Origin of the sequence: Eikenella sp. NML03-A-027, assembly GCF_001648395.1 — a bacterium.
Classification (GTDB): Bacteria; Pseudomonadota; Gammaproteobacteria; order Burkholderiales; family Neisseriaceae; genus Eikenella; species Eikenella exigua.
Genome location: NZ_LXSM01000011.1, coordinates 122,325 through 131,402, shown reverse-complemented (window position 1 = coordinate 131,402; position 9,078 = coordinate 122,325). Strand labels below are relative to the sequence as shown.

The window sequence follows — 9,078 nt, the reverse complement described above, 5'->3', positions numbered from 1 at the left end:
TCCGCCATCGCCACGCCGTCCGCCGCGCTTTCGGCTTCTTTGTTTTCCACAAAGCCGTGCGGGGACTGCAGGTAGGGCGCGGCCGACCCTTCTTTGCGCGCCCCTTCGATTGCCGTTTCTGCACCGGCCCGGCTGAAACGGTCGACCAGCGCGATGGGGTCGGTTTTCCACAACACCAGTGCCGAGATGCCGGCGAGAAACAGCAGTACGCCGCGCCGGAAGCCGACCTGCCGTAAGAAGTCGGCAATGATTTGGTATTTATCCTGTTCGGACATTTCATCCTCCGTTCTCAGGCGGTGCCGCCCGCAGGCTCCGGACCGTGCCTTAAATCTTGATGCAGGCGAGCAGCGGCGATGCTGGGGCGGTACTGCGCGCCGTCGCGGCGGCCTTTATACGGGGCGGGATAAATCGGACAGGTGTTCATCGTGCGGCCGCCGGTTCGGCGGCGTGCTGCCCGGAGCTAATCCCCGCTGCGTCTTCAGGCAGCCTGCTGTGTATTTGGTCGCCGTAAAAACCGCCGCCGGATTGCAAGTAATGCAGTGTCATGCCGTTCCTCCCGTTTAGCGTCCGATAGCGCGGAAGAAAAAGCCTTGGAAATCGGCGGCATTCGCACCTTGCCCCCATGTGTTAACCAAGGCATTAAATCCGGTGGCCGTTAAATCTCCCGCACCAATCGTTATATCTGTGCCGACCGCGCCAGAGCTGCCGCCGCTTTTGACGGTGATTTGCACGTTGTAGCACTCATTCGGGAAGGCGATTGGGAACGTTACCTTAACCGGCCCTTCCCCCTGCCAGCCCATCGGCACGAAGCCCCATTGGTCGATGAGGCCGTTGGGCAGTTTGGTGTAGCCGTTGGCGCCGGCCTGGTGCTGCATGGCGTCGGCCATCTGCCGCCTAACCGCTTCGCCCAAGTCGCTGATGTCGGCGGCGCGGTGGGTATGGTTTTTGTCGGCCTTGTCCTGCAACTGTGCGGCCAGCGTAGAGGCATCCAGCGCTCCGGCATTGGTCACTTTGCCGTAAGCTTTAATCCAAAATACGATGTCATCCAAGCTGTCTTTGGCCTTGATGCACAGCACCATGCCGACGTATTTGGGCGTGTTGTCCTGATAATAGGGCTTGGGCGTGTATTGGTCGGTGTAGGCGTGGTCGTAAGTGATGGGTACGGCGTGTTTCTGCGAGTATTTCCCCTCTGCCGCCTGCTCATGCGCAGACTCAAACACTTTGGAGGACGGGTTTTGCCCTTCCGAGCCGCCGAGTATCCCGTAGATGGTAATCATCGGATCACCGGCTTTAACTTGGTTTGGATAATACTTATCCACCGGCAGGCGTTTGAGCAGCAGGTCGTCGTTGCCGTAGGCCACAATCCCCAAAACATGATGATGGTCGCCTACCGCCCATGGGTACCGCTTACCGATTTGGCCGCCGCTGCCCACGTTGCGCACAAAGTAATCATCTACCGGCTTGACGTCGGCAATGCTGCCGTACTGCGCCACCAGCTTGCGGTACAGCTCGGGATAGGCGGACTGCGTTACTTTTGCTGCAATCTCGTCGTACTTAATCCAGCCGTCCGGGATGTCGCCAAACGGGAAATAGGCGGTCATGCCGATGTCGGAGCGCGTGAGGTTGGGCAGCTTGTTGCCGCCCAATACGCGATACAGGTCTGGATAGGTAGCCTGGGCAAAGGTGCTGCCGTCGGCCTTTAAAAAGCCGACCGGGTTCGTTACAACGCGCGGGAAGGCCACGATACTGCCCAGCGGCAGTGATTTCCGCACCGCCTCTTCGGCTTTGTCGTAAGCCGTTTTAACGGCCTTGGAGGTGGCGGCCATATCTTCGCGGTCGCTGTTGGTGGCAGATGAGAGCTGTACAATGCCAGCCTGTGTGGTGCTGGCATTTTTGCCAAATTCATCCAGCAAAAATGCCATTTTCTCGTCAATGTTGTAGAACAGGTAGTTAAACTGTTCTTTAGTTGGCGGCCTGATGCCCACCATATCCCATCCCAGCTTGTATTGAGGCTCTTCCCAAACTGTGCGCTGGCCGTTTTCGGCAAACTTTTTCGCGAAAGACTGCTTGTTTACTGCCATGTTCATACTCCATAAAAAAACCGCCAATCGGCGGTTAAATCACAATATCGGCGTTGGAGAGCATCACGCCCTGCCCGAAGCCGTAATAATTTTGGTCGGCAAAACCGAATGGGGTTTTATGTTTCACAATAACCACTTCCAAGCCTACCCCTGCGGCTTTTGGTATCAGCCGATAGCGGTTATTCAGCACATATTCCGGCGCGTTCTTAGTGTTGAAGGCCACTTGGAATTTTGCATTATCCAAATCACGAAACACCGCCAGTTCTGCGCCAAATACATTACTCATCGCCTCCACAATTTCCGGCGCTGTGCCGTGGCCGTTATTTACGGCAATTTTCCATTTCAGTAGGCCGCGATATTCCTCATCTGGCAATTTGATAAAGCCGCCGGTAACGGTTTCGTTTTCGCGCCGCATTCGTGCCTGTCCGAAGCCTAGGGTATTCTCTTGCCCAGCGAAGCCGAAAAACGGGATGGCCGCCGCGTTGCTGATTGTACGCGTCAAGCCAACGATTCGCCCCACCCCGTCTAACTGCTTGCCTTCTGCCGTATCGACCCCGCGCTTATGTAGTAGGTCGTAAAACACCTCATGCAGCGCATTGGCCGGCGCAAACAACGATTTAACCAAGCATTCGAACTGTCGGCTTTGCCTAAACTGCATCAGATTGTTGCCCCACGCGATACTGCCGTGGTCGGTTTCGCGTTCCATTAGCGCACCTCGATTCGTAACGGGTCGAATATCGCCCGTTCATAGTTGCCAATCACGATATTGCCAGTGCCGAATGCTCCGTCGGCAGGTCGCACGGTCGGGCTGTCGGAAGCGGCAAACTTAAACGCCACCGATTCCACACCCGCCGTTTTGAACACGCCGCAGTAGAATTTCTGCGCCACCACGTCGTCGCCCACTTGCAATTTCTGCCCGATGGCGTTCAAATCCGCGCGTACCGTTTCGTAGCCGTCTGCCGGGAAGGCCGCATCTGCACCCGTGAGCAGGGTCAGCGTGGCCTGAACCCAAATATAGCGGTAGGTCGGTCGGGAGAAGCGGATAAGCTGGCCGCCATTCGGCGTGGCGACGGTTTTAGCCACATCGCCGTTGGTGTCGATGCCTGCCGCCTTCACGCGGTAAATGGCTTGGGCGATGTCGTCGTCTTTGCCGCCATCAATCAGTACTTTAATGGAATGTGGTTTCAGATCGCCTACTTGTATATCCGTATTGTTCTCGAAAACATGGATGTCGCGGGCGGTCGGGATGTCACGTTTCAGATTGGCAAGAATCGTGGCATGTGTGGCCGCGCCAAGTGCATATACGCCGGTTTCGTATCTGTCGCGTAAATCTTCATCACTCTCCGCCAATCTGCCAGCTGCCGCCGCTCGGTTTCGTACCCGTTTCAGGCCGTCAATCAGCGTAACGGCTTCGGTAATCGTATCCGCTGCCGCTTCCTCCAAACCTTCCAACGGGGAAGCAGCCACTACTGCACCGATTTCAACGATAGATAAATTGTCAGACACCGCAGCCCGTACACTATCCGCTGCCAGCGAACGGATGCGGAGGAATACGCCGTTTTTCTCTGCCGCAAAGTCGGATGATGCAGATAGGGCAGTTTTCAGGCCATCTACCACATCGTCTACGGTGGCGTTATGGCCGCTGCGGTAAGTGAATCGATGATCGCCAAGCGCTACCCAGTAAGTAGAATCAGGTTGCGCGGTTGGTGTAATCAGTATCTCCACCGCATTGGCCGCTGAAACAGTCAGGTCTGCCGTGGTTGCCCACACCGTCTGCGTAACCGTATTTTTAAACTGTGAGCCGCGCGGCACTTGAATGGTGCGGTCGGCATAAATCAACAAATCTGCCGAACTTGGCCTCGCCCCTAAGCGCCGAACACCGGTAAATGCCACAGCGTTATCCAGCGCAATGCCGGTGGCGGTATCTGGATACATGGCGTTGTACACACCTTCAGCCACATTCCACAGTGCCGCTTCACGCTCGGCAAACGTATCAATCAGCAGCCCCAACACGCTGTCGGGGCGGGTTTGAATATCCGCAGGCAGTCCGGCTGCCAGTAGCCGCTGTTTCAAGTCGGCAATAATGGCCGCCCGGATTTCAGGTAGCCTCATTTTTATAAAGCCCGTAGGCAAAACACCGTAGTCCATCAAACCTCCGCCTCAATCTCAACCAAGCCTTCATTCGTCTGCGCTTTGGCCTGTATTGCCAGCCGCCTGCCTGGTGTATCCATCAGCAGGCGAATGTCTGATACCGACACCACACCTGGAACGTCTTTCACTTTGGCGCGTATCACTGCTTCCACCGCCGCCCGGCTCGGGGCTTTTTTCAAAACCTGCTCGAAATACGGCACGCCGTGTTCGGTATCCAAAAACCATTCGCCGAGAAAGGTCAGCAGCGTAACCTTGATTTGCTGTTGTACCCGCTGCGCACCGTCGGCCAAAGTCAGGCGGCACAAATCCAAATCATGATTGCCGCCCAGTTTCAAATCTGCGCTCATTTGGGCGCTCCAGTCTCCCCGCCGCTGTCGCCGGGGTGGGTATGTGTTACCAATGATTTGCCGGATGCAATCACGTCTTGGTCGGTGGTGTAGTTGCCGCCGGTCTGTTTGATGTTGCCGCTAAATGTTGCCCCGCTGCCACCTTCCACCGCCATGCCGCCATTGCCATTGATTTGCCCTTGTGCCGTTACTACCGCAGAGAACTCCGACTGTGGCGCATTCACTTGGAACTTGGTTGCATTCAGCGTTACTTCGCCGTCTGGCGACATTACGAAAGAACTAACCCCGCACAGCAGGCGCAGATTAGCCGTATCCGCCGCCGCTACGGTCGGGCGTAACATCGGCGCGGCGAAACAGTCCGACATATCAAAGCGGCGCGGGTCGTCCGGCGCGGCATCACTACCGGAGAGCCAGCTATCCAGCGCCACTTCGGAGAAATACAGCAACACGTCATCGCCGGATTGCAACGGCAGGCTAATCATTGCGCTGCCGCCCAATCCGGTAGGGAATAGCATTGGAACGCTCACAATCTGCGGTGCGGCCAGCTCGCTGCCGTTGGCTAAAGCACGCGGCATACTCGGCTTGACCGTTGCTATCTTGCCGTCCCACGCCACGATTTTGCCGGGTAAGCAAACATGAATATCGTCCAGTTCGTTATGGATGGCTTCCGTCAGGTTCATCTGATTTCTTTCACTTCCAATTCGGTTTGCCAGTCGCCGCCGTCCAGGCTGCCCGAATGTTTTACCGTCTCCACCCTGAAAAAATCGTTTACCGTTTCCGATTCGATTTTCACAATATCCGCCGGATTGATTTGCGGCAGCAGTAGTGAATGCACTTTCCAGCCGTCGCGCGGCTCTGATTGCTCTGTCCGGCCTTTGCGGCGGCTGTTCTGCGGCACAGACTTATCCCGCGCCCCGTCACAGATTTTTTCAGGGTGGCCGATTAAGCCGCTATCTGCGGCCAGCACCACCGCCGTGCGTTTGGTCGGTTGCAGTTTTTGCACCACTTGCAACGTTTGGTTTTGCACAGACCATTCCAGTCCTGCGCCGGCGACTATCTTGTTCAATGCCCGCCGTGCCGCACCGTAGAAGCTGAAGCCGTTGCGCCATGTGCGGTTTGGTAGTTTTTCGTCCATGACCAAAGTCAGGTTCATTTGCTTGGCAATCTCACGGATGATGCTATGCGCCGCAACACCGGCACCGAAACCAAGCGAAACCGCCGTATCGCGCAGCTCTACCCATCCATCAGCAACCGACAGCTCTGTAATGCGTTCCGTTCCCTCGCGGTAGGTGTAGGCATCTACCACGCCCCCCGCCGCCATCAGCACTTCGCCTTCATCTTCAGCGTAGCCGGCGTAGAGAACACAAAAGCCATCAGGTTTACTGACGGCTTCGATGGTTTCCGGTGCTAAGTTGTAGAGTTTCAGACGGTGGATATTCGGATCGGGCTTGGTGTCTTTCTCAATCTCAAACTCAATCTGCAATGGCGGCTTGATTTCCACGCCCTTGCCGCCGGCTTTGCCAATCAGCAAGCGATACACTCGATTGAATTTATACATTTGTTCGCCTTGTTTGAGTTTCAGGTAGCCTGCGCCGGCAGATACACCAGTTCTGCCGAGCCATCGGTAAACGACTGCCGGCCTATCGGCTCGCCGTCCAACGACACCACCACCAGCTCGCCTTTCGGCACAGCCAGATGGCGGAAGCGGCCTAACATCGGCCAGTCCGACACCAGCCGGATACCGGACAGAATCACATCATTTTCGGCGTTCTCCAGCGATAACGTCCACATTGCATCGTCATCGTTCCACGCCAGATGCAGGAAACAGGTCATTTCGTCCAGTTCTGCTTCGACAATGAAGTCGTTCTGGTCTGCGAAGGGGATTTTTATCATTTCCCAACTCCGAGAATATTAGATATATCGCTACGCATCGGCCTGCTTTTTACTGCCCGTTGCGCCCGTTGCTGTGCTTGTGGGCTGGGGGTGGTCTTGGCCGTCTGCTGGCGGCTGGTAATTTTGCCAGCCGGGCGTTTGGTTTGCCCGGCCTTGCCCGCTGCATTCTGCCGCACCTTACCGGGCGGAATATCCGCCTCTTTGGTTTTAGCTTTGCGGATTTTGGTCAGACTGATGCTGATGTGTAGCTGTTCGCCGTCGTCCACGCTGCGCGAAATATCGCAGCTCTCCATCGCAAATTCTGGGTAAACGTCCAGGCCGGTAACGATGGTAAGCGGCTGGCGCTGTTCGTTAATCACACGCAGTGCTTCCTTGGCTTCAATCATTTTACTACGCCCGCTTGCGCCGAACAGGCTCACGCTCGCCCCCGTTACCACCCCTTCAATCGTCAGCTTTTCCGCTTCGGTTGAGATGTGGTCGCTTACCGGCGCACCTTCTTCTACCGCGTATTGCGTTACCCCGTTGGCTAGTGAAGTCTGCTCGCTAATGAGCGCATCCAGTCGAACCGCGCCAATCATGGTCTGCGGTGTATCTGTCAGGCGGAATACCATGTCGATTAATGCCATTTCAAGTTTTCCCTGTCTGTGGATAAGGTGTTCTATACCTATCGGCCAGCCTAGCCGCATCCCTGCCCGGGTTTGGCGAGCCGTTCACGGTGTTACTGATGTTTTGAATATAGCTATTACCACCGTTCGGCATGGGGGCTTTGCCGCCGAAACCGGAGAACGAAAATCCGCCGGATACCAGGTTTTTCAGGTTGTTCCAGCTTTGCACGATGTTGTCAATCCAGCCGGTAACCGCCTTGATGGCGTCATCCCAAGCGGTTTTCACAAAATCCGTTACCGCCTGCACCGCCGTCTTGATGCCGTCCCAGGCCGCACGGCCTTTGGAAAGCACCCAGTCCCACACCACAGCGGCAGCGGCCTTAATACCGTCCCACGCAGCCAGCGCCTTGGCTTTAATCCAATCCCAAGCCGCCGCCCCCGCTGCTTTAATATCATCCCAGTAATACCAAATCAGCAGCAGTAAACCAATAATAATCAGAATGATACCAATTGGTCCGGTTAAAGCGGCCGAAAATAACCCAACTGCCATTCGGATGCCACGCAGGATAGAGAACATCACGCTGAACGTCTTAACCAGCGCCATGCCGATAGAGAAGATGGCGGCGAATTTCACTATCCACTCTTTCAGCGGCATATCCGCCCCGCCGAGCAAGTATTTAATAAAACCAAGAATGTTTTTTACCGTCTCGATTTCATCCGCCCATTCTTCAGCACGGCCGATTAAGCTACCGGTAACAGATACGCCGCCATTCAGCCAAACGTAAATATCCTGTCCAATTAGATAAAGACCATACAAGATGGCTGCCAGCCGCACCATCTGCCCCAACGTGCGCCCAACACCAGCGTTCATAACCTGCCGCAGCCGCATTTGAGCAGCCGTCAGTAAGTTGGTCGCTCTTGTTGCACCTAAAATCGCATTGCGCCACAGCACGAACTTAGCTACCACCAATCCGCCACCAACCAGCGTTATCAACATCTCGAAGTTGTCGATAAGCCAGTTTGTGATGCGATAAAACACTTCTGCCGCACCACTAGCCTTATTCAAACCGTGGACAATCTGCCCAACCTTATTGCGGATGATGGTAAAGCTGCCGGAAAACGTCTTGGGCATCCGTTCAAACTCTTCATTGAGTTTGTCGGCCTGTTTCAACAAGCCCTGCGCCAGTTCTTTGCTGGTCAGCTTTCCCTCTTTACCCATCTCGCGCAGCTTACCAACCGGCACACCGAAGGCATCGGCAATTGCCTGCGCCAAGCGCGGGGATTGCTCGAGAATAGAGTTCAGCTCATCGCCGCGCAGTGTGCCTGAACTCAAAGCCTGCCCCAGTTGCAGTAAGGCAGCCTGTTGCGCCCCAGCATCTCCGCCACCGATAACCATTGATTTGCCGATAACATCGGTCAGTTGTAGCGTTTGGTCGGTGGATAAGCCCAAGTCGTCTTTGTTGCGGGCTACTTTTTGAAACAGATCGGCGGTGGCAGTAAATTCCTGCCGGTTGCGTTGTGCGGACTTGAACAGCTCATCCATCACATACTTTTGCTCTTCCACGCTCTTAGTGGTCAGCGACACACGACCTTCCACGCTCGCCCAGTCGTCGGCCATGCCCATCAGCATACTCACGCCGATGCCGCCCAATACTGCTCGCACGATACCACCCAGGCGAGAATAGGCCGCCGCCGCTTGGTTTGCCCCGCGAACAGCGGTATTGTTGCTTTTCTGTATTGCCTCGCCGTAGTCCTGCGCTGATTTGCGCACCTGTTGTACGGCGGCGCGATAGCGCCCGATGCCGGCCTGTTCCAATTTGAAACGCAGCAGCGTTACCAGTTCTTGTGCAATCATGATTTGTGTCTTGCTATTGCCGCCGCTTCGGCGGCTTCCTGTGCATCCATTACCGCATTAATCTTCATCAGGTCGATTAGGCTCGCCGTCCCGTCTTTGACTTCCGAGAGCGTGATATGGCCTGCCATCACCGGCCGCCATATCAC

At 55.6% G+C, this 9,078-nt stretch carries 13 protein-coding genes; all 13 read right to left on the bottom strand.

The genetic code is table 11. From position 1 onward, the window contains the following. Window positions 1–275: hypothetical protein (locus tag A7P96_RS05215; RefSeq protein WP_156496275.1), on the bottom strand; the 275-nt coding region annotated here is incomplete at its 3' end. Between the two features lie 14 nt (window positions 276–289). Beyond that, window positions 290–424, bottom strand: coding sequence for a hypothetical protein (locus A7P96_RS11385; protein ID WP_255361167.1), 135 nt, complete (start codon window positions 422–424; stop codon window positions 290–292). Next, window positions 421–546: a hypothetical protein gene (locus A7P96_RS11380; RefSeq protein WP_255361166.1), complete on the bottom strand. Its 126-nt coding sequence runs from the start codon at window positions 544–546 to the stop codon at window positions 421–423. The genes A7P96_RS11385 and A7P96_RS11380 overlap by 4 nt, the downstream gene beginning before the upstream one ends. Before the next feature lie 14 nt (window positions 547–560). Continuing rightward, the gene (locus A7P96_RS10955) at window positions 561–1,922 is read right to left on the bottom strand and encodes a tail fiber protein (RefSeq protein WP_369799142.1); all 1,362 of its coding nucleotides are present in this window, start codon (window positions 1,920–1,922) and stop codon (window positions 561–563) included. A gap of 193 nt (window positions 1,923–2,115) precedes the next feature. After that, window positions 2,116–2,787 carry a DUF2612 domain-containing protein gene (locus A7P96_RS05205; protein WP_067525303.1) on the bottom strand — a complete coding sequence of 224 codons (672 nt, stop codon included), beginning with the start codon at window positions 2,785–2,787 and terminating at the stop codon, window positions 2,116–2,118. After that, the gene (locus tag A7P96_RS05200) at window positions 2,787–4,229 is read right to left on the bottom strand and encodes a hypothetical protein (protein ID WP_067525301.1); all 1,443 of its coding nucleotides are present in this window, start codon (window positions 4,227–4,229) and stop codon (window positions 2,787–2,789) included. Before A7P96_RS05200 ends, A7P96_RS05205 begins: the two co-directional genes overlap by 1 nt. Continuing rightward, entirely contained in the window at window positions 4,229–4,579 is a 351-nt protein-coding gene (locus tag A7P96_RS05195; protein ID WP_067525300.1) for a hypothetical protein, read from the bottom strand. Before A7P96_RS05195 ends, A7P96_RS05200 begins: the two co-directional genes overlap by 1 nt. Beyond that, window positions 4,576–5,259, bottom strand: coding sequence for a Gp138 family membrane-puncturing spike protein (locus A7P96_RS11505; protein ID WP_082887915.1), 684 nt, complete (start codon window positions 5,257–5,259; stop codon window positions 4,576–4,578). Before A7P96_RS11505 ends, A7P96_RS05195 begins: the two co-directional genes overlap by 4 nt. Continuing rightward, window positions 5,256–6,137, bottom strand: a complete 882-nt coding sequence (locus tag A7P96_RS05185) for a hypothetical protein (RefSeq protein ID WP_067525298.1) — start codon at window positions 6,135–6,137, stop codon at window positions 5,256–5,258. Before A7P96_RS05185 ends, A7P96_RS11505 begins: the two co-directional genes overlap by 4 nt. 20 nt (window positions 6,138–6,157) lie before the next feature. Next, window positions 6,158–6,472, bottom strand: a complete 315-nt coding sequence (locus A7P96_RS05180; protein ID WP_067525297.1) for a hypothetical protein — start codon at window positions 6,470–6,472, stop codon at window positions 6,158–6,160. Beyond that, window positions 6,469–7,098, bottom strand: a complete 630-nt coding sequence (locus A7P96_RS05175; protein ID WP_067525295.1) for a phage baseplate protein — start codon at window positions 7,096–7,098, stop codon at window positions 6,469–6,471. The genes A7P96_RS05180 and A7P96_RS05175 overlap by 4 nt, the downstream gene beginning before the upstream one ends. A gap of 1 nt (window position 7,099) precedes the next feature. Beyond that, a complete protein-coding gene (locus A7P96_RS05170; protein ID WP_067525293.1) occupies window positions 7,100–8,932 on the bottom strand; it encodes a tape measure protein in 1,833 nt (610 codons plus the stop codon). Beyond that, window positions 8,929–9,060 carry a hypothetical protein gene (locus A7P96_RS11370; RefSeq protein WP_255361165.1) on the bottom strand — a complete coding sequence of 44 codons (132 nt, stop codon included), beginning with the start codon at window positions 9,058–9,060 and terminating at the stop codon, window positions 8,929–8,931. Before A7P96_RS11370 ends, A7P96_RS05170 begins: the two co-directional genes overlap by 4 nt. Window positions 9,061–9,078: the final 18 nt, after the last annotated feature.

What these genes read in the sequence shown, in the direction of transcription:
- A7P96_RS11370 (WP_255361165.1), bottom strand. Translation starts at nt 9,060, where the DNA reads ATGGCAGGCCATATCACGCTCTCGGAAGTCAAAGACGGGACGGCGAGC.
- A7P96_RS05175 (WP_067525295.1), bottom strand. Translation starts at nt 7,098, where the DNA reads ATGGCATTAATCGACATGGTATTCCGCCTGACAGATACACCGCAGACC.
- A7P96_RS11380 (WP_255361166.1), bottom strand. Translation starts at nt 546, where the DNA reads ATGACACTGCATTACTTGCAATCCGGCGGCGGTTTTTACGGCGACCAA.
- A7P96_RS05170 (WP_067525293.1), bottom strand. Translation starts at nt 8,932, where the DNA reads ATGATTGCACAAGAACTGGTAACGCTGCTGCGTTTCAAATTGGAACAG.
- A7P96_RS10955 (WP_369799142.1), bottom strand. Translation starts at nt 1,922, where the DNA reads ATGGCATTTTTGCTGGATGAATTTGGCAAAAATGCCAGCACCACACAG.
- A7P96_RS05205 (WP_067525303.1), bottom strand. Translation starts at nt 2,787, where the DNA reads ATGGAACGCGAAACCGACCACGGCAGTATCGCGTGGGGCAACAATCTG.
- A7P96_RS05180 (WP_067525297.1), bottom strand. Translation starts at nt 6,472, where the DNA reads ATGATAAAAATCCCCTTCGCAGACCAGAACGACTTCATTGTCGAAGCA.
- A7P96_RS05195 (WP_067525300.1), bottom strand. Translation starts at nt 4,579, where the DNA reads ATGAGCGCAGATTTGAAACTGGGCGGCAATCATGATTTGGATTTGTGC.
- A7P96_RS11505 (WP_082887915.1), bottom strand. Translation starts at nt 5,259, where the DNA reads ATGAACCTGACGGAAGCCATCCATAACGAACTGGACGATATTCATGTT.
- A7P96_RS11385 (WP_255361167.1), bottom strand. Translation starts at nt 424, where the DNA reads ATGAACACCTGTCCGATTTATCCCGCCCCGTATAAAGGCCGCCGCGAC.
- A7P96_RS05200 (WP_067525301.1), bottom strand. Translation starts at nt 4,229, where the DNA reads ATGGACTACGGTGTTTTGCCTACGGGCTTTATAAAAATGAGGCTACCT.
- A7P96_RS05185 (WP_067525298.1), bottom strand. Translation starts at nt 6,137, where the DNA reads ATGTATAAATTCAATCGAGTGTATCGCTTGCTGATTGGCAAAGCCGGC.